Source organism: Hydrogenovibrio sp. JE_KL2, from assembly GCF_009296185.1.
In the GTDB taxonomy this organism is placed as follows: Bacteria; Pseudomonadota; Gammaproteobacteria; order Thiomicrospirales; family Thiomicrospiraceae; genus Hydrogenovibrio.
On sequence record NZ_WBJR01000001.1, the window covers coordinates 141,588 to 166,450 of the forward strand.

The following is a 24,863-nucleotide window of genomic DNA, read 5'->3' on the forward strand; positions in this document are numbered from 1 at the left end:
TTAGAAATCTAGTTTGTTGGTTAAGTATTTTGAAAAAGGTGTTCCGACGGAACTGAGACCTTTGAGTTCAATCATGTACTGGACGCTGTAATTATACAAGCCATTTGCCAATTGTGCTTCTTTAACTGACAGCTCACTTGCCCAGCAACAGCTGTCGTATCGAATCGCCGAATTGAGTTCGGTTTGTCGTTTTGCAGTGAAGTCATAATTCCAATAACTTCCCAAGGTCCATTTGTCGTTGATGCGCCAGTTAAACCCTGTCGCAACATTTTCCTGCTCCCCGGGCTGATTGTTATTCACAACCGTATTGGTCAGTAAAAATTTAAACCTAGGGGTGAGATCAAGTTTCATACGGTTGTTAGCATTCGTCAACTCGTAATTGTGGTGCGAATATTGGCTGGTTGAAGCAAAGCTAAATTTTCCGAGGGTAAGTCCGAGGTTTAGATAGTAGTCGGATATGCGGCTGGTATCAACACTGGTGCCAGTCAGTTGCACCTTGCGGTCATCCAGATAAAAAATTTGACCGATGCCTGCTTGGGCCAGAGGCGTTCCGTCTGCTGTCAGGAAACGTGTGGTTAAAGCAGTAGAGACTTGGTTGGTATCACCGATTCGGTCATAACCCGAAAAACGGTTATAGGAAAACAGATTACTGAAATCCAAACTTTGAACGGCGGTGTCGAATACGGGAATGTTGCTTTGGTTTTGGTAGGGCACATACAAGTATTGAACTTGGGGTTCAAGCGTTTGAATAAAGTCATTTGAACCGAAGCTGAAGTTACGTTCGAATGTGAGCCCCCCGTTAAGTGCATATTGCGGTACGGTGATGTCGTGTTCATCGGAGCCGGTGGTGTTGTAGCCATTGTTTGTCATTGTGTAGTGAACTTTGTTGGCAACCACTTCCGCTTTTAAATGACCATAGGGTTTAACGAGCGTGTAATCCACACTCGGTGATAAATAGGATCGCTTGGCTTCGGGTTTTTGTGCAAGAGAGGAGGATACTTGAAAGTCGGTAGCTTCCGCTATGATGTTGGTGCTGACATTCTTTAGCGCGCCTTTATCGAAGTTGTGGAAGTAACTCATACCGATTTCAGGCTTTTTCTCATAGTTGTATGGTGCGTCTTTTCGCAGTCTCAAGTAATCCAACATGGAAATATGGGAGTTGAAGTTCTGGTTTTGATAGGTCAGATTAATGTGTCGTTCAGCCGTGGTGACGGTGTCAAGTGTTGTGTCAACCGGAATGTCGGCATAGAAGCTTTTATCTGAGACTTCACGCCAGGAGATGTTGCTGTTCAAGCCTTCTGCCCAATGTTGCTGGGCCGTCAGTTGAGCATCCCAACGATCCGTTACTGGATTGGTGTGCTGTAAGTTGCCGCTACTGTCTAGGTAAGCAATGCCGTCTTTTGCTGTGAGGTTATCTCGTAACCAATGGGTGGTTAGGGTTGCGCTGTGGTTGGGTTGCAGGTAGCGGAATTCGTTGCCTAGCACTGTGCCGCGTTTCGACATTTGCATCACGGTCAAGGTGTCGTCGTAATTTGGTGCGATATTGAAATAGTAGGGAATCGCTAAATAGGACTCTGGAGAAGTTTGGTTGATGGATTGTTGTGTCCCGAATGTAGGGAATAAGAAGCCGCTGGCGCGGTTATCCATCGGGAAGTTGATGTAAGGCGTATAAAAAACCGGCAAGGTCTGAAAATATAGGACGGCGTTTTTGCCGTAGATGCGACGTTTGGCATCGTCGATTTTCAGGTGGCTGAAGTCCAGCTCCCAATCGTACTTTTTATCCTGTTGAGCCGTTTTGCCTTGCCAGAAAAAGTGCGTGAGTTTACAGGTGGTGAAGTTGGCATCATCCAAATTGGCAAGGCGATCTTGTTGGTCAATGGCTACGCTTTTTGCTGCACCATGCGCTCGCGTGTCGGTAAACTGGTATTGTGATTCATTGATGGTTGCCGTTTTGTCGCTTTGGTTCAAGGTGGCAGTGCTACCGGTCAAAATAATGTCGCTACGATGAAGTTCCACTTGTCCGAACACATGAGCGGTTTGTTTGATGCGATTGAATAATGCTTCATTTGAAATCAAAATACTGCCAGGTCGCTCTATGACAACGTGCCCGAGTAGTTTATAGTCATCGGGCGAAGTTTGGATCAATTCATCGGCTGAGGCATTGTCTTGGATGTTGGTTCCCGGTATGGGGCGAGGTGTTGCAATCCAGTCAGGTTTGCAAGACTCTTGCTCGGAAAGTAGCGTTTCGCAGCTAGCAGAAGAGGTGGTTTCGGTTTTAATTTTCGTTTGCTGAACGGTTTCATTTGCGTACGCAGAAGACAGGATTCCCCACAAGCCAAATGCAAAACTTAGCGTAAAAAAAAATGACCCTATTCGTAGAAGAAAACGAAGATGAATTGACATCCAATTAAAAATCGTGAATTATGAATTAAACCCTTATTCTAACCGAGATTACTCTCAGTACGACCAAAGATTTGCATGACGGAACGTTTTCAAAAATTACTCACCTGGCTCGAGCAGCTAAATTCCTTCGATAAAGATGTCTTTACAATGCCGGAACCGGCATCGAATGACGCCAGTTTTCGGCGCTATTATCGTATTCAATTAACGCAAGATGTTGACACTTATCGACAGGGTCAGACGTTCATTATTATGGACGCGCCACCTGAACATGAAGATTGTCGCCCGTTTATCAAAGTCTCTCATGATATGTCGGCGATGGGCCTGAATGTCCCTAAAGTGCTTGAGCAGAACCTTGAGTTAGGGTTTTTGCTATTGACAGATTTGGGGGCAGATACCTATGCGTCGAAACTTAATGATTCGACCGTGGATTATCTATACCGGGATGCGATGCGCGCATTAATCAAGTTGAACAGTTTGGGGGAATCTTACGCAAAAGACTTAAAGCCTTATGATAGCCAGCTGTTAACCACTGAAATGACATTGTTTAGTGATTGGTTGGGAGAAAAACATCTCGGGCTGGGGATGAGTCAATTTGAAAAAATAGAGTGGCAGAATACGCAGGATGTTTTGATTAAGTCGGCACTACAGCAACCGAAAACCTATGTGCATCGTGATTACCATAGTCGAAACTTGATGGTGTTGGCAAAAGGCAATCCGGGGGTTTTAGATTTTCAGGACGCGGTTCATGGTCCGCTAACCTATGATGCGGTTTCATTGTTTAGAGATTGTTATGTACGCTGGCCGGCGGAACAGGTTCGAGAATGGATTCGTGAGTATTTCCTGAGATTGGTTGAAATCAGACTGCTGTCTCGTGACGAGTGGAAAGGTTTTTCGAAGGCGTTTGATTTGATGGGGGTGCAGCGTCATTTGAAGGCCTCCGGTATTTTTGCACGGCTTTATCACCGCGATGGCAAAGACGGCTATCTTGCCGATATTCCCAACACACTAGATTACATTGTCGAAGTGGGAAGAGAACACTCGGAAATGCGCTTTATTGTTGACTGGGCGGCAGAAAAAGTTTTGCCGAGATTGATGGAAATCAATAAAGCATCATGACGGTAATCATGATGGCGAGATGAGACGGAAATTGGTGGTAAATTAGAGATGAACAGGCGTGCAATGATTTTGGCGGCGGGCAGAGGCAATCGCCTAAGGCCCTTGACGGATTCCATTCCCAAGCCTTTGGTGACCGTGGGGTTTTATTCCCTGATTGAGCATCACTTGCATAAATTCTGCCAGGTTGGGGTCAAGGAGATTGTTATCAATCATGCTTGGCTTGGCGACAAGATTGAAGCAGCATTGGGAGATGGCTCGCGCTATGGTGTCAATATCGCCTATTCTGCGGAGCCGGAAGGTGGTTTGGAAACGGCGGGAGGCATTTTGCAAGCGTTGCCGTTGTTGTCGGATGGACAGCAACCTTTTTGCGTCGTCAATGGGGATGTTTTTACCGATTATTCCTTCGATAAAATCTCTCAGTTGACATTGGCGACTGGCATAATGGCGCACCTGATATTGGTTCCCAATCCTGACTTTAAATCCGAAGGCGACTTTGGTTTGGAGCAGGGTATGGCTACTTTGGATAAGATCTATACCTTTTCAGGGGTGAGTGTACTGCACCCGGCATTGTTTGAAGGGTTGGAGCCTGGAAGGCTAGCATTGGGGGGTATCTTGAAGCAAGCCATTGCTGAACGGAAAGTCACCGCAGAGCTTTATGAAGGCTATTGGAGTGATGTGGGTACGCTGGAAAGATTAAATAAAACAAGACAAGATTTTGAATCAAATAACAAAATGAAAATGGAGAAACTATGAGTCATAAACATCAAGCAATGATCGATAAGGTATTTGCCCATCCAATGGCGATGAATTTGGATTGGAAAAAGCTTTCTTCAGCATTGACGCACTTTGGCGCGGAAATCGCAGTATCTGAAAGTAATCATGCGAAAATCGTGATCAACGGAAATGAATTCAACTTGAGCCTGCCTCACCACGGTCATGAGTTGAACAACCGTGATGACATTGCCAAGTTGAAACACTTTTTAGAAGATAACGGCATTTCCGGTAGCTAAAACATCATAAAAAGACGATAGCCTCGGATAAAGAAATTCTCTGTAAGTAACTTCGGGGTTTGGTTGCAATCACATTATTAGTGTTTAATAATGTGGCGGACTTCTTAAGTTTTAATCAATCTGAATGAAAGGATAAAAAATGAGATTAACTGGTCTTTTACTAGCAATGATGATGGCTTTAGGTTTGACAGCATGTTCAGGTGGTAGCGACAAGTCTGCTGATAAAGCTGCGGCTGCACCAGCGGCTTCTGCACCAGCAGCGGCTCCGGCAAAAGCTTACAACCCTGATAAGGATACAGACGGAGATTGCTAAGTTTTTAGGCAACTCAATCTGATTGAAAAAAGAGCTAGTGCATTTGCCTAGCTCTTTTTTTATGTCATAAATAAATTCATCCGCTTAAAATACTAATATGATTTTTGTATGCAGTGAAAGGAGACGTTGAGAATGTTGTTTGTAATTTCCCCGGCCAAATCTTTGGATGAATCGCCGGTTTCATTGAATATTAAAGAAACGCAATCGGACTTTCTCGATGAATCTCAGATTCTTATAAAGCAGTTGAAAGAATACGGCCCAGTGGATATTGCGGGTTTGATGGGGTTGAGTGATAAGTTGTCGGAGTTGAACTATCAGCGTTTTCAGGATTGGCAATTGCCTATGCCGTCAGAACATGCACGCCCTGCGGCGTTTTTATTTAAAGGTGACGTCTATCAGGGGCTGGATATTCGAAGCATGGATGAAAAGCAAGTGGCTTACCTGCAAAAGCATCTGGGGATTCTGTCCGGGCTGTATGGTATTGTCCGCCCCATGGATACGATTTTGCCTTACCGTTTGGAAATGGGTACCGGTCTTGAAAATACACGAGGCAAAAACCTCTATCAGTTTTGGGGTGAGCGTTTGACGGATTGGGTGAATAATCATCTTGATGCGTCGACCGGCAAGGTATTAGTGAATTTGGCGTCAAATGAGTATTTTAAAGCGGTAAACCCAAAGAAAATCAACGCAACCGTTATCACGCCTCAGTTCAAAGATTGGAAAAACGGCCAGTATAAAATGATCAGTTTCTATGCAAAAAAAGCGAGAGGGTTGATGGTGCGTTATGCCGCGGTAGAGCAAATAGAGCAGGTAGAAGATTTAAAGCACTTTGATGATGAAGGCTACCGTTTTGCCCCAGATTTATCGAATGAAACAGATTGGGTGTTTACGCGTCGCCAAGAAGATTAATTAGGTTTCTCAAAGAATGGGGTTGCCCATTTTGTACATAGAAAGCACGCCAAGAATCGCTAGGGTCGATAATGTAATCAATAGCATATAAGGGCGTGCTTGCCTTGCGGGTTGTTTTTTAGCTGAATGTGCGTTCATGTCTTTATTCTCTTTTTCATGTCTACGAACTTTATCAGACGACATTTTCGGAATCTAATCAGACTTATTTATCTTGAGATAAATGCCAGAGAATAAAACCGGTTTTATCTTTAGACTTTTCGAGAGGACTTCTGTATAGTTGCCGCGAAGTGGATCAGGCAATCGCAAGGCATGTTCTTGAGGAAAGTCCGGGCACCATAGAGCAGAATGCCAGTTAACGGCTGGGCGGCGTGAGTCGACGGAAAGTGCAGCAGAGAGTAGACCGCCTTCGGTTTTCCGAGGGTAAGGGTGAAAGGGTGCGGTAAGAGCGCACCGCTCAACTGGTAACAGTTTGAGGCATGGCAAACCCCATTCGGTGCAAGACCAAATAGGAAAATACGTACTTCGGTACAGGGTGTGGCTCGCACCTTATTTTCGGGTAGGTTGCTCGAGTGAAGTAGTGATGCTTCACCTAGATGAATGATTGTCGCCAGCAATGGTACAGAACCCGGCTTATCGATCCACTTTTTATTTTTACCTCATTCTGAGGTCGGTTTATCAGAAACCCACTTTTCTCCAAAAATTGAATTTTTTTGAAAAAATCCCCACTTCTCCCCACTATTTTTTAAACCAGAACTGAAAGTACCATATATTGTGCCAAGTTTTATGTCTGACACTATATGTGTACTTTGTCCTGTCTTGAACTAAAAGTTTAATCTCTTCAATCTCTTGTTGTGCCTACCTAATGCTTTGTTGTATGTATGTTTTTTAAGTTATTGAGTTTAAATATAAAATTTTTTATACATTTTTTCATTTTTTACCCGCTTGATGACGCTAAGTTATTGGTCTGCTTAGGAAAAATCTATAAAAATCCTATTTGCACGGCTTGACAGTGGTGATGAAGTTGCATATAGTGGCGTCAAGTGGAGAAATGTGGTGTAAAGTGGAAACATAATGTTGTTTTTCAGAGGCATAAACTCAATCAACATGGATACGAAGGGGCGGCTTGCCATTCCCAAGAAGTATCGCGAGTCGATTGAAGAAGCGAGCGAAAGTCAATTGGTGGCAACCATTGATTTAAATAGCCCGTGCCTGCTGATCTACACCATGGATGAATGGGAAGTGATTGAGCGTAAATTGATGTCGCTTCCAAACATGGATCCACAAGCAAGATTGGTTCAGCGACTATTGCTTGGGCATGCGTCTGAAATGGAGATGGATTCCCAAGGCCGTATTTTGCTTCCAAGTATGTTGAGGGAACACGCAAAGTTGGACAAGAATGTGATCTTGCTTGGACAAGGAAATAAATTTGAACTCTGGTCTCAAGAGGCATGGGATGCATCGAGACCAGATATGTTGGATACCGCTTCGACCGGTCAGGTGTCCGATGCGCTTTCAACGTTGAGCCTGTAATGACTGAAACTACAAGTGCCGAATTTACGCATTATTCGGTGATGTTGAAAGAATCGGTAGAAGGGTTGGCAATCAAACCGGATGGTATTTATGTCGATTGCACCTTTGGTCGGGGTGGTCACAGTAGAGAAATATTGAGTCATTTGTCGAGTGGACACTTGATGGCGATTGACCAGGACCCGGAAGCGATAGAGTTTGCAAAGCAGCACTTTGTAGAGAGTAATTTCGGAATACAGTACGGCAGTTTTGAGCAGTTGAAAGAGTACTGTGATTCAAGGGGTTGGACTGGAAAGGTTGATGGGGTGTTGATCGATTTGGGTGTTTCGTCACCCCAGTTGGATGATGCGAGTCGCGGTTTCAGTTTTATGCGTGAAGGCCCTTTGGATATGCGCATGAACCCTGAAGAAGGATTGTCGGCGAAAGAGTGGTTGGCTGAGGTGGATGAAAAGACCTTGGCGCAAGTTTTAAGGCAGTACGGCGAAGAGAAGTTTTCAGGTCGAATTGCGAGAAATATAAAAGAAGCTGTGCAGGCTGGAAAGTTGGAGACCACGCTTGATTTGGCTGAGCTAGTCAAAAGAGCCTCTCCAAAGACAGAAAAAAACAAACATCCTGCCACGCGTACGTTTCAAGCAATCAGAATTGCGGTGAATCGTGAGTTGGATGTGCTGAAAAATGTGTTGGAGGCCGCTGTTCAAGTTTTGGGTTCGGGCGGGCGATTATCCATCATCAGTTTTCACTCACTGGAAGACAGAATTGTAAAACAGTTTATTCGCGATCAGTCTCAGATGAAGGACTTGTTCCCAGACTCTCCTATACAGTTGGAAGTTGTGGAGCCAGTGTTGAAAAAAGTAGGTAAGCCTATTTTTCCTTCAGATAAAGAATGTCGTGAAAATCCACGCTCGCGCAGCGCGGTATTGAGAATAGCGCAAAAAATTTAATGTAATTTCATTTGTGAAATTGCAAGGACAAGTTGGACAAAGTTTTTTAACGTGTGCTTATTAAGGGGAGAATCACATGAAGTTTAATCTGCAAGAAACCATTCCAGAAGATGCTGGTATGCCAAAAATCAAGGTTATCGGCCTTGGCGGTGGCGGCGGTAATGCTGTCGATTATATGGTGCGCTCACAAGTAGAAGGTGTGGATTTTGTTTGCGCCAATACGGACGTGCAGGCACTGAAAAACTCAAGTGTTGGTACTTGTATCCAACTTGGTTCAAACGGTTTAGGTGCTGGTGCCAACCCTGAAAAAGGGATGGAAGCGGCAAAAGAAAATATCGAACAGGTCAAAGAAGCATTGAAAGGTGCTGACATGGTCTTTATTACTGCCGGTATGGGTGGTGGTACTGGAACAGGATCTGCTCCGGTTGTTGCGCAAGCGGCAAGAGAAATGGGTATTTTGACAGTTGGTGTGGTGAGTAAGCCATTTGGTTTTGAACGACGCCATAAAATTGCAGAAGCCGGTATTGAAAGATTGGCTGAACATGTTGATTCTCTAATCACAGTGCCAAATGACAAACTATTAAAAGTACTGGGTAAGGATTTCGTTCTTGCTAAGGCTTTTGATTATGCAAACGAAGTGCTTCACGGTGCGGTTCAAGGGATTTCAGAGTTAGTAACTCGTCCTGGAATGATCAACGTTGACTTTGAAGATTTACGCACAGTGATGACTGAGCGTGGTGTTGCCATGATGGGTGTTGGTCATGCAACAGGTGAAGATCGTGCAATCAAAGCAGCAGAAAAAGCCATTGCAAACCCATTGTTGGAAGATATCTCGGTATCAGGTGCAAAAGGGCTGTTGGTAAACATCACTTCAGGTTTGGACTTTACGCTAGGTGAGTTCAATGAAGTGGGTGAGGTTATCGACCAAGTTGCTTCTGAAGACGCTAAAGTGATTATTGGAACCTCTATTGATGAAACTATGACGGATGAGATTCGTGTAACGGTTGTTGCAACCGGCCTGAGTGATATTACCTCAAGTGCACAGCGTCCAGAAATGGTTAAGCCTAACCTGCAAGCAGTAGAGGCAAACAAAGCTGAAGAAAAGCAGCAAGTGATTGAAGAAGTAGAGAAGAAGCCAGAAGTCGTTAGACCGAAAATGGTGGTAAACGGTGGTGTAACCGCTAGTGTGGAATCTAATTCTAACTATCTAGATATCCCAGCGTTTCTACGTCGTCAAGCTGACTAACCCTTAGACTGAAAGGGTTCCTTTCGGTCGATGAGTCCAGCAGCATGATGATGCAATCTCTCCCCAGTTCAAGTCAGCTAAAGCTTTTTAGCTGGCCAAGAACTATTGCACTTCTGCTGTTGGGCTTTATTTGTTTTCTTTTAATTCTTATCGTACAAGTCCAACATCAAGTAAGACATCTTGAAACACATTATGCGAAAGCACTTCAAAAGGAAGTGGATTTGCATCAAGAGTTTGGCAAACTTACCCTTGAGTTACACCATCTGACTGCTCTAGCAAGAGTGGAAGAAATCGCCGTTACTCAACTCCATATGACCATCGACAAAACACCTGAACACAACAATATTCAAACCATCTTTTTAAATCCGGTTGCGAAGTCTGCTACGCAAAGTGGTACTGTCTCAAAAGGAGAGGGTGATGAATAGCGTTAATCAATATCGACGAATTCATCGTGATTCAGTTGTTTACGGTTTGATTTTTTTGTTGTTCATCGCGGTTTTCGCAAAAGCTATCGATGTCCAAATTATTCAATCTCATTTTTTGCAAGAAGAAGGTAATAAGCGTCAAATACGTGCAATGACGATACCTGCCCCAAGAGGTGAAATCTATGACCGAAATGGTAATCTACTCGCGCTCAGCACGCCTATTGATTCCATCTGGGTAGATCCTAAAATCCTAAGCTACTACCTTGATCCAGCTCAACAGCAACAAGCGGCAGCGGCAGAAAACCTGTCTGCGAAGGAATTACAACAACAGCAAACTCAAGTTGCAGCGGATGTTAAAAGCTATCATCAAATGTTGAAGTTGCTCGGGCTGGATGAAAAAAATATCACAGCGACTCTTCTTGAGAAAAAGGATAAACGTTTCCTGTACATCAAACGCAGTGTATTGCCACCGGTTGCCAAAAAGATTGAAGCGCTAGATGTGCCAGGTGTTTTTGTGCAAAACCAATATAAGCGTTATTACCCGGCAGGAGAAATACTAGGTCATGTCGTTGGTTTTACCAATATCGATGATAAAGGGATTTCCGGCATTGAAAAAGCCTATGACAAATGGCTGACAGGTCACCCAGGCAAGAAAGAGGTCATTAAAGATCGAGCAGGAAGAGTGGTCGATTTCGTTAAGGATCTAGTGCCTGCCAAACCCGGTCATGACATTACCTTAAGTATTGATAAGGACATTCAGTTCTTCCTTTATCATGCTTTGAAAAAAGCTTACATACGCCATCAGGCGAAGTCAGTTCAGTCCGTTATTTTGGACGCAAAGACCGGGGAAATTCTTGGGATGGCGACCATTCCAAGCTTTAACCCGAATAACCGTAGTCAATTGCAGGGTAGCCGTTTAAGAAACCGGGTTGTAACCGATGTGTTTGAACCTGGGTCGCCAACCAAACCCTTTATTATTTCCAGAGCACTTGATTTAGGGTTGATTAATCTTGATACGGTGATTGATACTTCTCCGGGAGCAATGTGGATTCAAGGGCAACGAATTACCGATACCAGAGATCATGGCAAGTTGACACCGCAGGGCATTATCGAAAAATCGAGTAATATCGGTGCCAGTAAGGTTGCGTTTAAAATGACGCCAGATCAAGAGTGGCAGATGCTAAACAACGTCGGTTTTGGTCAGGACTTGGGTATTTTCATGCCTGGGGAGTCTTTGGGCTATATGAAGTCGCCCGTTGAATGGCAAAAAATAGATCAAGCGTCGGCTTCTTTCGGTTATGGTTTTAACATCAATTTATTACAGCTTGCGCGTGCCTATACGATTTTTGCCAATCACGGTGTGTTAGAACCTGTTTCTTTAATCAAGTTGACGCCAAAACAAGTCGCGGAACGTAGAGCAGCGGTTTCTCAAAATGTATCCGGCAAAAATTCAAATGAAAAAGATATTAATCTGGACACAAGCTACTCTGCCACAGAAGTACACCGAGTGATTTCTGCTAAAAGTGCGGACGAAGTTCTGAAAATGATGCAAACCGTTGTTTCCCCTGATGGAACAGCCCCAAAGGCCAGAATTCCTGGATATAAGGTGGCCGGTAAGACAGGAACGGTTCATAAAACCAAAGCCGGTGGGTATCATCAGAACGAATATTTCTCGGTATTTGTTGGTTTGGTTCCGGCCTCCGACCCAAAATACATTATGGCAACCGTTGTTAATGAACCAAGTAGAGGGGTTTATTATGGGGGGTTAGTTGCTGCGCCCATTTTCAAAGAAGTGATGCAAGATGTTCTTAGAATCAAGAACGTGCCACCTGATGAAACGCAGGAGAGTCTAGAAGGGCACGGTTTGGTGAAGGGGGAGCGATGAAGAGTTTGCATGAAATGATCGAGTTTCTGGCGATAGATCTACAGCAGCAGAAAATGGCGGCTAGCGAGTCACTGGTGCTGATGCGTCAGTTGTCACATTTATACACCAGTTCTTCTGAAATAACCGAAAACAGTGTGTTTATCGCACAGCCGGGAAGTCGATGTCACGGCATAGAGTATATGGACCAAGCGATAGAGCGCGGTGCCGTTTGTATTCTGACAAATCATTTGCCAGAACATATCGAAAGCACGGATGTCCCCATATTTCTAGTGAATGATTTGGTGGAGCAGTTGTCAGGCTTGGCGGATTGGTTCTACCAAAGACCGAGTCAACGGGTGAAAGTGATTGGTATAACGGGCACAAACGGTAAGACTTCTACAGCACATTACATTGCCCAGCTTCTAAGTCAGCAGCATTCAGTGGGGGTTCTGGGAACACTGGGTAATGGTGTTTTAGGACAATTGATTCCCTCTGCAAATACCACTTTGGAGGTGGTTTCCCTGAATCGAAAACTCGAAGAATTTGCCAGGTTGGGGGTTGAGTATGTGGTGATGGAAGTTTCTTCACATGCTATCGCGTTAGGTAGAATCCAAAATATACGTTTCGAAGGCTTGGCTTTGACGCAGGTGACTAGAGATCATTTGGACTTTCACGAGACTGAAGAGGCTTATCGTGAAACAAAGGCCAAATTGTTTTTGGAGTATCCGGCCAAATTTAGAGTATTGAATTTAGGAGATTCGCTAGGTAAGTCCATTATGGAAACACTTGCCCAGAGTGTCGGAGAGGTTGTGTTCGGTTATGCATTGAATGACTCCTTTTGCGAGTTGGCCAAGTCTGATCTGAAATCGGAAAGTGATGCGATGTTCTCATGTGTTTCCTTCAAGGAACTGAGTTTTGTTCCGGCTGGCATGGAAGGTGTAATATCGCTTTCCTTATTTAAGGAAAATGAATCATTGGGGCATTCCGAGCTCACATTTAACGCGGGGTTGATGGGTGCCTTTAATGCAGAAAACCTCCTATGCACCGTTACTGTCGCTTATGGTTGCGGGTTGCCGCTTTCAGAGATTGAGGCGGGCGTTCATGCTTTAACGCCTGTGAGTGGGCGCATGGAAAAAGTTCACGAACATCCATTGATTTTGATTGATTATGCTCACACCCCTGATGCGCTGGCATCGGCACTGCACGCTGTACAACAACACTTTGCATCAAGCGGGGATGACGAGCAGAAACAAGGCAAGTTATGGTTGGTTTTTGGTTGTGGTGGTGACAGAGATAAAGGCAAACGTCCATTGATGGGGGAGGTTGCGGAAAAGCTCGCTGACTTTGTCATTATTACGGATGACAATCCTCGTAATGAAGCACCGGAAGACATTGTGGCTGATATCATCAAGGGGATGTCAAAGGCATCGGCAGCACAAATTATCCATGATAGAGCGCAAGCAGTGGAATACGCGATTAGACATGCGGAACCCTGTGATATTGTGATGATTGCCGGGAAAGGACATGAGAATTATCAGGAGATCCAAGGGCAGCGGTTTTTCATGAGTGATGCTGTTTTAGCGGATTTAACCTTGAGAGAAATTAAGCAGGAAGCGGTGAGTGCAGTGGATATGAGAACAACCGACACAGGGAAAATCGATTTATGAAATGGACACTTAACGATTTGATTGTGGCAACAGGCGGAGAGCTAAGTGCTCAGTTTGCAGACAAAGAGGCTGTCGGCTTCGATTTTGTCTCCACCGACAGTCGAGAGATGTCGGAATCCGGCTTGTACATCGCCGTTAAAGGAGCAAATTTCGATGGTCATGCGTTTGTATCTCAAGCGGTTGCGCAAGGTGCCTCTGTAGTATTGGCATCCGAGCCTGTTGAGGCTTCTGTGCCGGTTGTTTTAGTCGATGACACGCGTATTGCATTAGGCCAGTTTGCCGCTTGGCACCGTAAGCAGATGCCGCTGAAAAAATTGATAGCCGTGACCGGGAGTAATGGAAAAACCACCTGCAAGAATATGATTCAACATTTGTTGTCAAAGCAAGCTAAAGTGCTGGCGACACAAGGAAACCTTAATAATGACTTCGGTGTGCCACGAACTTTATTGCAGCTGACGGCAGAGCATGAGTTCGCAGTGGTAGAAATGGGCGCGAACCATCACAAAGAAATTGAATATTTAACCCAACTGGCAAAGCCAGATATTGCCATAATTACGCTGGCAGCCGGAGTGCACCTGGAAGGTTTTGGCTCTCTGGACGGTGTGATTCATACCAAAGCTGAAATATTGTCGGGGTTGCAGGATAAAGTTGGGGTTGCCGTGTTGAATACGGATTCACCCGGTTTTGATGTTTGGCAAGACATATGCCGAGAGCGAGCACTCTCCGTACTGACGTTTGGCTCGACTGCTGTTGCTGATGTGCATTACGAGCAGTTTGAACAATCGTCTGATGTGATTGAGTTTGATGTGATTTCCACCGCGGATAAGGTAATCCATCAAGGAACATCCCATGTTGTCGCCCCTATGCTGGGAGAACATAATGCGATGAATGCCTGTGCAGCCTTAACAGGAGCCATGGCGTGCGGATTCAAATTGGAAACCTTGACCCCCAACCTGGCAGATTTTGGCGGGGTTTCGGGACGTTTGCAAAAAGTATCGTTACCAAATGGTATTTTGATTGACGACAGCTATAATGCTAATCCAGATTCGGTGAAAGCTGCCTTAAGAACCCTTGTTGCGCTCTCCGGTAAAAGTCTAGCTTGTTTGGGCGCTATGGCAGAGATCGGTGAAACTTCAGCTTCCGCTCATGCAGAAGTGGCAAGTTATGCAAAGTCATTGGGTGTGTCTTATCTATTGATTTACGGCGAAGCGGCAAAGTCGATGATCGACGCTTTTGGTGAGGGCGCTTTTTGGTTTGAGTCTCATCAGGCATTAACGAATAAGGCAATTGAATTGATAGAGAAAGACGGCCTGAATCATTGTCTGGTGAAAGGGTCTCGATCCAGCAGAATGGAAACCGTTGCCCAAGGCATTTCAGAACACTTTACTAACCATTTAAAACCACAGAATACTTAGGATAGGCTTATGTTAATTTATTTAACCGAATTTCTAGCACACTACATCTCCGGTTTCGGTGTTTTTAAATACATTACCATGCGCACCATCATGAGTGTGCTGACGGCACTGGTACTATCATTTATCATCGGCCCCAGGGTTATCCGTTGGCTGATTCGCTTGAAAGTTGGGCAAAGCGTTCGTTTGGATGGGCCTGAAAGCCATTTGGTGAAAACGGGTACTCCGACCATGGGCGGCGTGATGATTTTGTTCTCTGTGACGATTTCGGTTTTGTTATGGGGAGATTTGACAAACCACTATTTGCTGATTGTGACGCTGACCATGCTGGCATTTGGAGTGATTGGGTTTATCGACGACTATAAAAAAGTCGCTTACAAAGACCCAAAAGGCATGCGTTCACGCACCAAATATCTATGGCAATCCATTATCGGGTTAATTGCCGCCTACAGCTTGTTTGCAATGGCACAAGTTCCTACCGAACATGAGTTATTGATTCCTTACATGAAAGATACGTTTATCCACCTAGGTGCTTGGACGGTGGTGTTGTCTTATTTTGTTATTGTCGGAACCTCTAACGCGGTTAACCTGACGGATGGGTTGGATGGCTTGGCGATTATGCCGACAGTAATGGTTTCAGCCGCTTTGGGTGTGTTTGCTTACATGACAGGGCATTTGTACTTTTCGGCTTATCTGACGATTCCGTATATTCCTGGCGTGGAGGAATTGACCATCTTCTGTGCAGCTTTGGCGGGCGCGGGATTAGGCTTTCTTTGGTTCAATGCACACCCGGCGCAAGTGTTTATGGGAGACGTTGGGTCTTTGTCTATCGGTGCCGCGCTAGGGGTCGTTGCTGTTGCCGTGAAGCAAGAGTTGGTTTTATTCATCATGGGTGGGATTTTTGTTGCGGAAACCTTATCTGTGATTTTGCAAGTAGGGTCATACAAGCTGCGTAATGGAAAACGCATTTTCCTGATGGCACCTCTGCATCACCACTTTGAACAAAAAGGCTGGCACGAGTCGCAAGTAATTGTGCGTTTTTGGATTATCACCATCTTTTTGGTGTTGATTGGTTTGGCCAGTTTGAAGATTCGTTAAGAAAAATAAACAAGAACAAAAAGAATAAGAAAAAAAGGGAACAACTGTGCATCTTGTCGTGGGTTTAGGGATTACTGGAAAAAGTGTTTTACACTATTTGCTGTCGCAAGGCGAAGAGTGCTTGGCTTTTGATACCAGAGAAGGCTTTGACCTGACTGTTCTACAGATAGAGTTTCCATCCGTGCAATTTGCCTGCGGTCAGTTGCCTGTAGAGTGGGTGAGTCAAGTTTCGGCTGTTGTTATCAGTCCAGGGGTCGCTACTTCAGAACCTTGGTTGGACGTATTTCATCAGGCAGGTGTTCCGATTATTGGGGACATTGAATTATTCGCTAGAGCAGTCGGTAAGCCTGTTGTGGCAATCACCGGGTCAAATGGTAAAAGTACGGTGACAACCTTAACGGCACAGGTGCTTGCAGAAGCCGGTTATCGTGTTGGTCTGGGCGGCAATATTGGTGTGCCTGCACTGGATCTATTAAGAAGTGGACAAGGCTTTGATGTCTTTGTGTTAGAGCTTTCCAGTTTTCAATTAGAGACAACCTATTCCTTACAACCGACTTCGGCAACCGTGCTCAACGTGTCGGAAGACCATATGGATCGTTACACAGGACTGGAAGACTATCTTCAAGCCAAAATGACGATTCTCAACAACACGCAATGGAGTATATTGCCGTTTGACCTTGCGGATAGCCCAAGTAGTGATCCATCGCATGCTTTGCATTTTGGTTTACGACAAGCTACAGATGGTCGACCAGTTCCTTTGGCTGACACGCAATATGGGTTGATTGAAAAGGATGGCGTTGATTGTTTAGGCTATAACCATACACCATTGTTAAAAGTAGAAAGCATGGCATTGAAAGGCGAGCATCATCAGTTGAATGCACTTGCGACCATGGCTTTGTGTAGACCTTTCAATGTATCGCCTCAAAACTATGAACGTGTTTTTGCAGCCTTTACCGGGTTGCCGCATCGCACGCAATTGGTGATGGAAGAAGAGGGTATTCAATGGATTAACGATTCAAAAGGCACCAATGTTGGTGCAACTCAAACAGCAATTAAAAGTTTTGCCAAACAAACCAAAGACTCTGGCGGGCAAGTGATTTTGATTGCGGGTGGGGTCGGTAAGGAAGCGGACTTCTCTTTGATGGCGGAAGATGTACAAAATGCCTGTCGTAGCGTTATTTTGTTTGGTAGAGATAAAGACATTATCCGCAACGCGTTAATACCAAAGGTTATGGACGCGAAAATGCATTTGGTGGACGATTTAGCTCAAGCGGTTAACCTTGCTCGAGAAACGGCAGAAAAAGGCGATGTGGTGCTGTTTTCACCAGCCTGTGCCTCGTTCGACCAGTTCGCCAACTATATGGAGCGTGGAGACGTTTTTGAAAAACTTGTGAAGCAACTTTTTGAATGACAACCTTCAAGGTAAAACTGAAATTTTTATGAAGCAAACTGATGAATCTCTTTCTCTCCACCGAGTGCGTGACTGGCGAGAGCTCAGCAAGCAATGGCCAATTGATTTTTGGCTGCTAGGCGCATTGCTGATTCTGATGGTCATCGGTTTAACGATGGTATCCTCCAGTTCCGTTGCCATTAGTGAAAAGCGTTTTGGCAATACACTGCATTATTTCTTACGCCAGGCATTTGCAATGGGGTTGGGTGTCTTTGCTGCTTATATCGTGTTGCATGTTCCCTTGTCTTTTTGGGAAAAACACCGCGGTCGAATTTTTATTTTCGGTTTGGTCTTGCTGGTGTTGGTTTTGGGTGTTGGTAGGGAAATCAATGGCTCCAAACGTTGGTTGCCGTTGATCGTTATGAACTTCCAAGTTTCGGAGTTTATGAAATTAGCCGTTGTAATTTTTATGGCGGGTTATCTGAATCGTCATGCAAATGCGGTTAGAGAAAGTTTTGAAGCCGTCATGCGCCTGGCGATACCTTTCGGGGTGATGGCGATTTTGCTATTGCTTGAGCCGGATTTCGGAAGTACCTTTGTTATTGCCGTGGTAATTACCGGTATGCTATTGATTGCCGGTGCGCCTTGGCGTTTCTTTGTATTGACCGTATTACCGATGGCCGCCATTTTGGTTACGATGGTTATCACTTCACCTTATCGTATGGCAAGGGTGACAAACTTCCTTGACCCTTGGTCCGATCCGTTTGGTAAAGGGTATCAGCTAACCCAAGCGTTGATTGCCAGTGGTCGTGGTGAGTGGTTTGGTGTCGGCATTGGTCAATCTGTGCAAAAGTTGCTGTACTTGCCGGATGCACACACGGATTTCCTTTTTTCCATCTACGCTGAAGAGTTTGGCTTAATTGGTGTTGGTTTCCTGATTTTCCTTTATCTTTGGATTTTGTTCCGTTGTTTCCGCATCGGCCGTAAGGCGATTGAAAGCTCCAAGGCATTTGGCGGCTTAATCGCCTATGGCGTTGGGATTTGGATTGTACTTCAAGCCATTATCAACATGGGGGTAAATCTAGGGCTGTTCCCGACCAAAGGGTTAACCTTGCCATTTATGAGTTATGGGGGAAGTAGTGTCTTGCTACTTTCCATTGCCATCGCCTTGGTGTTCCGGGTTGATTATGAAACTCGTTACTATAAAGCGGAGGAGCCTGAATGAAGCGAATACTGATTATGGCTGGTGGAACGGGCGGACATGTCTTTCCAGGTTTGGCGTTGGCGGCTAGTTTCAAGCAAAAAGGGATTGAAGTTGCCTGGCTTGGTACGCTGGGCGGGATGGAAAAAGAGTGGGTCGAGAAGGCACAGATAGATTTTTTTCCTATACGAATCAAAGGATTGAGAGGGAATGGTTTGCTGGGATGGTTGAAGGCACCGATAAATGTCTTGAGAGCCTGGATTCAAGCCCGGCACATTATTAAACAGGTTCGTCCAGACATTGTTCTCGGAATGGGCGGGTTCGTGTGCGGTCCGGGTGGCTTGGCAGCAAGAAGCCTTGGGATCGATTTGGCTTTGCATGAACAAAATGCCATCGTGGGGTTAACAAACCGCTGGTTGGCACCTTTTGCTAAGCACATCATTACTGCTTTTCCGCAAAATCAGCTTCAGGGTGACAAGGTCGTATGCTTAGGAAACCCTGTAAGAGAAGGCTTGGAAGCGATTGCAACTGTCAACACGCATCGACCATTGCATTTATTGGTATTAGGGGGAAGTCGCGGCGCATTGGCGCTCAATAAAACGGTTCCTCAAGCACTTGCATTACTGCCCGAATCGGAACGTCCGGTTGTGATTCATCAAACCGGTACCAAAACGCTTGAAGAAGCACAGCGTGCTTATCAAGCAGCAGGTGTCAGCGCCAAAGTCGTGCCTTTTATTGAGGATATGGTCGAGGCTTATGAACATGCAGATTTGGTGGTTTGCCGTTCTGGTGCGCTAACGGTGTCGGAGCTGATGGCATCCGCAAGACCCGCTATTATGGTGCCTTTTCCTTTTGCGGTAGACGATCACCAGACTGCCAATGCAGAAGTGTTGGCTGCTATTGGTGGAGGAGAAGTGATTCAGCAAAGCGATTTGACGCCGGAAGGCTTGGTAGAACGCTTGCAGTTTTGGCAGCAAGGCGACGCGTTAAAAGCTGCCTCTGAACACATTCGAGCACAAGCCCCCCAACAAGCAAAAGAACAGATAGTCGAATTGTTGATCAATTCCTAACCTGTATAAAGCCTTCTTTAAATAATCAAGACAAAAGTATGAACTGGAGTGGAGATGTCAATGCAACCAAATAACCCCGCCTTTCCTGACTTAAAAGGTAAACGAATTTTAATTACAGGGGCATCCAGTGGTATCGGAGCAGGCATGGCAAAAGTGTTGGCCGATGCTGGCTGCCGCTTGGTGTTGCATTATCACGCCAATCCGGAAGGACTTGCCCGAACGCTTGATTCAATAAAGGATACGGGCGTTGAAGTGGAAACCGTACAATGCGACTTTAGTCAGTTGTCATCTATCAAGCCTTTTTTTGAAAAGGCATGGGCAGCTTTTGCCGGGTTGGACGGTTTGGTCAATAATGCGGGCGTTATTACCAAAAGTTTAAGTTTGAAGGATGATGAGGCAGAAGCGTATGACTATACCTTGGCCGTCAACCTTCAAGCGCCCTATCGCTTGAGTACGTTGTTTGCCAAGCATTGTATCTCAGCCGAGCAGTCGGGAGTGATCGTGAATAACTCCAGTATTCATGGGCAAGCGACTTGCGAGTGGTTTGCAGCCTATGCGTCCTCCAAAGCGGGATTGGATGCGATGACGAAGGTGCATGCAGTCGAGTGGGGTCAGTATGGTATTCGTGTCAATTCTTTGGCGCCGGGAGTGGTACCGGTAGAAAGAACCTTTGATGTGTTGTATCAACCGGCTATGGAAAAGAAGTGGGTGGGCGCCATGCCTGCCGGGCGCTATGGTACGGTTGAGGATATGGGGATGGCGACAGCATACCTTTTGTCTGACGCAACAAGCTGGATGACTGGCAGTGTATTAACCTTGGATGGTGGGCTGATTGCTAGAGGAAATTATCCTCGTAGAGATGCTTGACGAAACGTTTGGCATTTTTTTTGCTATGTTCGAAATGTCGAAAAAATTATAAAACGGATGGAGTCATGGTGGATTTTCTTAGTAAGCTGACAGTCAAGCGAAAAATGCGTTTCGGTTTTGGCGTGATTTGGGCTGTTCTAGCAATCATCACTATTCAAGCTGCAGTCAATTTATACATCGTTAGGGTAAATGTCCAGAAGGTCGTTGACGTTAAACAACCCGTGGCTTTGAAAGCCAGTGAAATGTCGATGACACTGGAAAAAAGCATGAACTCGTTAAGCATGTTTATGCTGACGGATGATGCTAAAAGTCTAGATACCTATGAAGATGGGCTGAAAAAAGCAGAAAAGCTTTTGGTCGAAGTCCGAAAAAACGTTGCAAATAGCGACTCCAAACAAAATGCTGATTTGAACTCTATCCAGAAATCTTTAAAAGAACTTCCTCCATTAGTGGACGAAGTTAAATTATTGCAAACTGATCGAAACAAAAAATTTCCAGCATTTGAGTTCGTGAATAAGAACATGATCGGTCCTGCGCAAAAAATTCAGCAACAGATCAGTTTGATGATCTCTTCCGAGCTGGAAGATTTGCAATCAAGCAGAAAGCCTGTTTTATCTACTTTGTTGTCAATGCAAAAAGATTGGCTGAACGTGCTAAGCAGTATTCGTGGTTATGTTGCTTTTAGAACCGATGGCATGGCGGCAGATGCGGAAAACTACCTTAACCAGTTTGAGGCAGGTATCGATAAACTGTCACAGCAAAAAGAGATTGAATTAACACTTGAAGAAGATGACGGTATTGACGCAATTAAAGCACAATATGTTGATTACCGTGAAAGCTTTATGAAGCTTAAGGAAATCCATCAAGGGCCTAAATGGCGTATGGATACTTGGTTGATGGAACATAAAATTCAGCCAGTGTTCAAACAAATTGAAGAGCATTTGAACTCGATTTCTAGCCAAGCAATCAGTGATATGCAAAACACCAGTCAGACGGTTGTTGATAGCACGTTGCGTAATTTGATTTTGCTATTGAGCTTATCCATTATCGGACAATTCGTTGGTATGTTGATTTCTCGTAAAGTGACTCGAGCGGTTGTACATCCGGTAGAGAACTTAGCCACTGCAATGAAAAATATCTCGCAGGGTGAAGGGGATCTGACTAAGCGTTTGACGATTAAAGGTCAGGACGAGTTGGCGGATTTGGCTAACTATTTCAACTTGTTCATCAGTCGTATTCAGGAAATGCTAAAAGAAGTGACTGAAACTGTCCATGAGTTGGAGCAGGCTTCAAGTGGTTTGCTAAGAGTCACCCATGAGACGAAAGACGGCGTTGAAGAGCAAATGCTGGCTTCAGAGAAGCTGAGTAATTCTATGGTTATCATGGATGAGAAGGCGAAAAGTGTTGAAGATCATTCGCACAATACTTCAAGTGCCACTGCACAAGCTGTGTCACGCGTTAAGGAAAGTGGAGAAGTGGTTACCAGTGCTGCCGAGACAATCAAGCTGGTATCTAACCGAATGGATGAGATTACTCAAGCCGTTATGCAGTTGAATAACGACAGTCAAACCATCAGCACAGTTATTAATGTGATTCGTGAAATCGCAGAGCAAACTAACTTGTTGGCATTGAATGCGGCAATCGAGGCGGCAAGGGCTGGTGAACATGGACGAGGATTTGCCGTTGTTGCCGATGAAGTACGTGGCTTGGCTCAAAGAACGCAAGAGTCTACGTTGCAGATTGAAGCGGTTATCGAAAAAATCCGTAAGGCGACAGAAGAAACCGTTACGGTGGTCGAGCAAGGACAAGAGACAACAAAAATCGGTTATGACTCGGTCATGAAAGTACAGAAAGTGTTGAGTCCGGTTATTATTTTGATGGATGACATTAATAATATGAGTAACCAAATGTTGGCATCGGCGCAGTCACAAAATGAACTTGTGAATGAAGTGAACGGCAATATCAACCAAATTCACAAAGTGACTCGCAACACGGTTGAAGGCGCAGCCAATACGGAAACCTCCGGTAACCAGTTGCAGCACTTGGCTGATAAGCTTGAGCAGCTGGTTCATCAATTTAAAATCTAGTTTGATTCAATGATAAAAACTGCCTGCGGGCAGTTTTTTTATGTCTCATAAGAGATATTCATTTTCGCTTACGCTCCGGTTTTGCTAGACTTACGTTTTATAATTTTTTAGTCGTAGAATATTAACTTCAGTTTTAGCATTTATGTGGACTTATCCCTCAATCGATCCTATCGCACTGGCCTTGGGGCCATTACAAATTCACTGGTACGGGCTTATGTATTTGGCAGGGTTTCTCTGCTTCTGGTTATATGGCTCTTATCAAGCAAAAAACAATCAATATTGGAATAAAGATTTAGTTGGTGATTTCTTATTCTACGGCGCGCTAGGGGTGATTCTCGGCGGACGTATTGGCTACATTCTTTTCTATGATTTGCCACACTATATTGACCATCCGCTGGATATGTTCAAGTTGTGGATGGGCGGCATGTCTTTCCACGGTGGACTGATTGGTGTTATTTTGGCAATGCTTTGGTTTGCCCGTCATAAAATGAAAGTACCTTTGTTTGTGGTGTCAGACTTTGTTGCACCTATGGTGCCATTTGGCTTGTTCTTTGGGCGTATAGGCAACTTCATCAATGGCGAATTATGGGGTAAGGTTGCCGATGCGCATTCCTACTTTGCGATGAAAGTTTTTGATCCGGCATTAAATCAGGTTGTTCCCAAGTATCCGACACAATTGTTGGAAGCCTTTTTGGAAGGGCTGATGTTGTTTATCCTATTGGCTATCTACCAAAAGGGGAATCGACCTATGGGCGCTGTTTCCGGTATGTTTTTAGTGTTGTATGGAATGTTCCGCTTTTTTGTGGAGTTTTTCAGAATGCCGGATCCTCAACTGGGTTACTTAATGTGGGGCTGGCTGACCATGGGGCAAATCTTGTCCTTCCCAATGATTTTGATTGGTTTAGGTTTGATAGCTTGGGCGTATCGCAAACAGAATAAAGAAGCGTAATTCGAGAAAACGATGAAACAGTATTTGGATTTGTTACAACACATTATTGATAACGGCTATGACAAGGGCGATAGAACAGGAACGGGTACTCGTTCGGTTTTCGGTTATCAAATGCGATTTAACCTACAAGAGGGTTTTCCTTTAGTCACCACCAAAAAACTCCATTTGAAATCGATTGTGTATGAACTGTTGTGGTTCCTGAAAGGTGACACCAATATTCATTATTTAAAAGAGCATGGTGTGCGCATCTGGGATGAATGGGCAACGGAAGAGGGTGACTTGGGGCCTTTGTATGGTAAGCAGTGGGTTGCTTGGGAAAAGCCGGATGGCACCACGATTAATCAGATTCAGGAAGTCATTGACACCTTGAAAAAGAATCCCAACAGCCGCCGTATGATTGTGTCAGCCTGGAATCCGGCCGATTTGCCAGATGAGTCCATTTCACCTCAGGAAAATGTCAAACAAGGGCGGATGGCTTTGGCGACTTGCCATGCGTTTTTCCAATTTTATGTGGCTGACGGCAAACTGTCGTGCCAGTTGTATCAACGAAGCGCGGACACCTTCTTGGGGGTGCCGTTTAATATTGCCAGCTATGCCTTGCTGACACATATGATTGCGCAACAGACGAACTTGGACGTTGGAGATTTTGTCTGGACGGGTGGGGATGTCCATCTTTACAACAACACCATGGAACAAGCCAAGCTTCAACTGACCAGAGAACCTTTTCCTTTGCCTAAGCTTCATATTAAGCGTAAACCAGCGTCTATTTTTGACTATGACTTTGATGATTTTGAGATTTTGGATTATGAATCTCATCCCCACATCAAAGCACAGGTTTCAGTATGATGGAAAACACGAATTTCGATTTTTCGGCATGTAATCTTTCAATGATTGCCGCCATGGATTTGAACCGAGTGATCGGTATCGACAATCAAATGCCATGGCATTTGCCGGATGATTTGAAGTTTTTTAAAGCTAAGACAGTAGGTAAAACTGTGTTGATGGGGCGTAAGACATTCGAGTCATTAGGTTGCCGACCTTTGCCGAATAGACGTAATCTTATTATCACTCGCAATGCTGACTACATTGCAGAAGGGGCTGAGGTGTACACCTCCATTGAGAAGGCACTGGAGAGTTGCCAGGCGGAAGCAGAAATTGTCATCATGGGGGGCGGCGAGCTTTATAAGCAGATGTTGCCATATGCTAATAAACTTTATGTGACATGGGTGCAGACAAAGGTAGAGGGAGATACCAGTTTTCCAGCATGGGATGATGCAGATTGGTCCGTTCTGGAAAAAGAGTGGCATGACGCAGATGAAAAACATCAATATGCATTTGAATTTGTGACATTAAAAAGAAAATAAAAAT

Annotated in this window: 23 protein-coding genes and 1 other RNA gene; 22 read left to right on the forward strand and 2 right to left on the reverse strand. The window is 44.7% G+C overall.

The genetic code is table 11. From position 1 onward, the window contains the following. Window positions 1–2,403, reverse strand: coding sequence for an LPS-assembly protein LptD (locus F8R13_RS00635; RefSeq protein WP_152831278.1), 2,403 nt, complete (start codon window positions 2,401–2,403; stop codon window positions 1–3). Window positions 2,404–2,478: 75 nt separating this feature from the next. On the opposite strand from F8R13_RS00635, the gene F8R13_RS00640 reads away from it, so the two are divergent. The 5 genes from F8R13_RS00640 to yaaA all read left to right on the forward strand — a co-directional run bounded on the left by F8R13_RS00640 (window position 2,479) and on the right by yaaA (window position 5,751). Continuing rightward, window positions 2,479–3,519, forward strand: a complete 1,041-nt coding sequence (locus F8R13_RS00640; RefSeq protein WP_152831280.1) for an aminoglycoside phosphotransferase family protein — start codon at window positions 2,479–2,481, stop codon at window positions 3,517–3,519. A 48-nt stretch (window positions 3,520–3,567) separates the two neighbouring features. Continuing rightward, complete coding sequence (murU, locus tag F8R13_RS00645) at window positions 3,568–4,272, forward strand: N-acetylmuramate alpha-1-phosphate uridylyltransferase MurU (protein WP_253806285.1); 705 nt, start codon at window positions 3,568–3,570, stop codon at window positions 4,270–4,272. After that, complete coding sequence (locus F8R13_RS00650) at window positions 4,269–4,529, forward strand: hypothetical protein (RefSeq protein WP_152831283.1); 261 nt, start codon at window positions 4,269–4,271, stop codon at window positions 4,527–4,529. The genes murU and F8R13_RS00650 overlap by 4 nt, the downstream gene beginning before the upstream one ends. A gap of 139 nt (window positions 4,530–4,668) precedes the next feature. Next, the gene (locus F8R13_RS11420) at window positions 4,669–4,842 is read left to right on the forward strand and encodes a hypothetical protein (protein WP_172967662.1); all 174 of its coding nucleotides are present in this window, start codon (window positions 4,669–4,671) and stop codon (window positions 4,840–4,842) included. A 132-nt stretch (window positions 4,843–4,974) separates the two neighbouring features. Continuing rightward, window positions 4,975–5,751, forward strand: a complete 777-nt coding sequence (gene yaaA, locus F8R13_RS00655; RefSeq protein WP_152831285.1) for a peroxide stress protein YaaA — start codon at window positions 4,975–4,977, stop codon at window positions 5,749–5,751. Window positions 5,752–5,760: 9 nt separating this feature from the next. Here yaaA and F8R13_RS11700 read toward each other — a convergent pair whose 3' ends face one another. Further along, window positions 5,761–5,889 carry a hypothetical protein gene (locus tag F8R13_RS11700; RefSeq protein ID WP_256370027.1) on the reverse strand — a complete coding sequence of 43 codons (129 nt, stop codon included), beginning with the start codon at window positions 5,887–5,889 and terminating at the stop codon, window positions 5,761–5,763. Window positions 5,890–6,035: 146 nt separating this feature from the next. Between F8R13_RS11700 and rnpB the strand changes: the two genes are divergently transcribed. The 17 genes from rnpB (at window position 6,036) to folA (ending at window position 24,859) form a co-directional block, all read left to right on the forward strand. Next, window positions 6,036–6,400, forward strand: an RNA gene (gene rnpB / locus F8R13_RS00660) — RNase P RNA component class A. Window positions 6,401–6,822: 422 nt separating this feature from the next. Then, window positions 6,823–7,281, forward strand: a complete 459-nt coding sequence (gene mraZ / locus F8R13_RS00665) for a division/cell wall cluster transcriptional repressor MraZ (protein ID WP_029907942.1) — start codon at window positions 6,823–6,825, stop codon at window positions 7,279–7,281. Continuing rightward, the gene (rsmH, locus tag F8R13_RS00670; protein ID WP_152831287.1) at window positions 7,281–8,219 is read left to right on the forward strand and encodes a 16S rRNA (cytosine(1402)-N(4))-methyltransferase RsmH; all 939 of its coding nucleotides are present in this window, start codon (window positions 7,281–7,283) and stop codon (window positions 8,217–8,219) included. Before mraZ ends, rsmH begins: the two co-directional genes overlap by 1 nt. A 76-nt stretch (window positions 8,220–8,295) precedes the next feature. Beyond that, window positions 8,296–9,465 carry a cell division protein FtsZ gene (gene ftsZ, locus F8R13_RS00675; protein WP_152831289.1) on the forward strand — a complete coding sequence of 390 codons (1,170 nt, stop codon included), beginning with the start codon at window positions 8,296–8,298 and terminating at the stop codon, window positions 9,463–9,465. A 44-nt stretch (window positions 9,466–9,509) separates the two neighbouring features. Next, window positions 9,510–9,890 carry a cell division protein FtsL gene (gene ftsL / locus F8R13_RS00680; RefSeq protein WP_152831291.1) on the forward strand — a complete coding sequence of 127 codons (381 nt, stop codon included), beginning with the start codon at window positions 9,510–9,512 and terminating at the stop codon, window positions 9,888–9,890. Beyond that, window positions 9,883–11,775, forward strand: a complete 1,893-nt coding sequence (locus F8R13_RS00685; RefSeq protein WP_152831293.1) for a penicillin-binding protein 2 — start codon at window positions 9,883–9,885, stop codon at window positions 11,773–11,775. The genes ftsL and F8R13_RS00685 overlap by 8 nt, the downstream gene beginning before the upstream one ends. Continuing rightward, complete coding sequence (locus F8R13_RS00690; RefSeq protein ID WP_152831295.1) at window positions 11,772–13,421, forward strand: UDP-N-acetylmuramoyl-L-alanyl-D-glutamate--2,6-diaminopimelate ligase; 1,650 nt, start codon at window positions 11,772–11,774, stop codon at window positions 13,419–13,421. The genes F8R13_RS00685 and F8R13_RS00690 overlap by 4 nt, the downstream gene beginning before the upstream one ends. Continuing rightward, window positions 13,418–14,836: a UDP-N-acetylmuramoyl-tripeptide--D-alanyl-D-alanine ligase gene (gene murF / locus F8R13_RS00695; protein WP_152831298.1), complete on the forward strand. Its 1,419-nt coding sequence runs from the start codon at window positions 13,418–13,420 to the stop codon at window positions 14,834–14,836. Before F8R13_RS00690 ends, murF begins: the two co-directional genes overlap by 4 nt. A gap of 9 nt (window positions 14,837–14,845) precedes the next feature. Then, window positions 14,846–15,931 carry a phospho-N-acetylmuramoyl-pentapeptide-transferase gene (gene mraY / locus F8R13_RS00700; protein ID WP_152831301.1) on the forward strand — a complete coding sequence of 362 codons (1,086 nt, stop codon included), beginning with the start codon at window positions 14,846–14,848 and terminating at the stop codon, window positions 15,929–15,931. 46 nt (window positions 15,932–15,977) lie between these two features. Beyond that, complete coding sequence (murD, locus tag F8R13_RS00705; RefSeq protein WP_371414864.1) at window positions 15,978–17,342, forward strand: UDP-N-acetylmuramoyl-L-alanine--D-glutamate ligase; 1,365 nt, start codon at window positions 15,978–15,980, stop codon at window positions 17,340–17,342. A gap of 28 nt (window positions 17,343–17,370) precedes the next feature. Further along, the gene (ftsW, locus tag F8R13_RS00710; protein WP_152831303.1) at window positions 17,371–18,546 is read left to right on the forward strand and encodes a putative lipid II flippase FtsW; all 1,176 of its coding nucleotides are present in this window, start codon (window positions 17,371–17,373) and stop codon (window positions 18,544–18,546) included. Further along, a complete protein-coding gene (gene murG, locus F8R13_RS00715; protein WP_152831306.1) occupies window positions 18,543–19,592 on the forward strand; it encodes an undecaprenyldiphospho-muramoylpentapeptide beta-N-acetylglucosaminyltransferase in 1,050 nt (349 codons plus the stop codon). Before ftsW ends, murG begins: the two co-directional genes overlap by 4 nt. Window positions 19,593–19,652: 60 nt before the next feature. After that, complete coding sequence (locus F8R13_RS00720; protein WP_152831308.1) at window positions 19,653–20,459, forward strand: SDR family NAD(P)-dependent oxidoreductase; 807 nt, start codon at window positions 19,653–19,655, stop codon at window positions 20,457–20,459. A gap of 65 nt (window positions 20,460–20,524) precedes the next feature. Beyond that, a complete protein-coding gene (locus F8R13_RS00725) occupies window positions 20,525–22,546 on the forward strand; it encodes a methyl-accepting chemotaxis protein (protein ID WP_152831310.1) in 2,022 nt (673 codons plus the stop codon). A gap of 142 nt (window positions 22,547–22,688) precedes the next feature. Then, window positions 22,689–23,495 carry a prolipoprotein diacylglyceryl transferase gene (lgt, locus tag F8R13_RS00730; RefSeq protein ID WP_152831312.1) on the forward strand — a complete coding sequence of 269 codons (807 nt, stop codon included), beginning with the start codon at window positions 22,689–22,691 and terminating at the stop codon, window positions 23,493–23,495. Between the two features lie 12 nt (window positions 23,496–23,507). Then, a complete protein-coding gene (locus tag F8R13_RS00735; RefSeq protein ID WP_152831314.1) occupies window positions 23,508–24,341 on the forward strand; it encodes a thymidylate synthase in 834 nt (277 codons plus the stop codon). Further along, complete coding sequence (gene folA, locus F8R13_RS00740) at window positions 24,338–24,859, forward strand: type 3 dihydrofolate reductase (RefSeq protein ID WP_216642572.1); 522 nt, start codon at window positions 24,338–24,340, stop codon at window positions 24,857–24,859. The genes F8R13_RS00735 and folA overlap by 4 nt, the downstream gene beginning before the upstream one ends. The last annotated feature ends 4 nt before the right edge of the window (window positions 24,860–24,863 follow it).